Origin of the sequence: Flammeovirga pacifica (assembly GCF_000807855.2) — a bacterium.
Lineage (GTDB): Bacteria > Bacteroidota > Bacteroidia > Cytophagales > Flammeovirgaceae > Flammeovirga > Flammeovirga pacifica.
Window position 1 is genome coordinate 353 of the sequence record NZ_JRYR02000010.1, and the last position, 868, is coordinate 1,220.

The following is an 868-nucleotide window of genomic DNA, read 5'->3' on the forward strand; positions in this document are numbered from 1 at the left end:
AACTGATTTGATAAACTACGACTATGTAAGCCATTCATTTTACCAATGAGATAAGCAAAGCAAACATTCGATTTTTCTTCACTATCAGATAAAGAACTAATTTCTTTTTGTCCTAAATCATCCGATAAAAGTATTTTATAATTCCTTTTCTCCATGTAACAAACATCGAAAAAAAGATTTTAAATTTTTAGGACGGGTTTCTGATACCTTGAGAGACCTTTTTAAGAGTAAAAAAATAGACTTTTTTAGTGTTCGAGAAATGACTTTTTTTTAACAAACAGAAAAGTACACTTTTTGAAAAGTTAGTCTACTTTTTATTTACGTAACTATCTGATTGTTAGTATATACGTGTATACATATATATCTATTAGTATACTTATTCCTCTCTACAGTACGCCACCGCACATTGGCGTATGGAAATTGCCATTTCTTAATAAAAGGGTATATGAAAGTATTGATATACAGTTAGTTAGATTCTTTTTAGTGTTCTTTTTTTTTAGTTGAATAGGTGTTTTTAATCATTGAGTATTCATTTTTAAACACTCCAAAAATTGGCAATTGCACAAATGAAAATACCTTGAAGTAACTTTTTTTCTAAAAAAGCAAATCAAGGTATTTGATTAATTTTACTATTTTTTTTTTACGACGGAAACTACACATATAGGGGTGTTTATTAACACTTTTCAAAAAGCTAATCGTGACATCTTTTTTTAATATTCTTGAAATAATACAATTAAAATCCGTAAAAACGTTAAATTATGTTAATTAATCAATGAATTGTGATACTCGTTTAAGTCATTAAAACCTCTATAAATATTTCTTTGGTCTATAGTATGAGGTAGACTACTCAATAATAGGTTTGTGTATT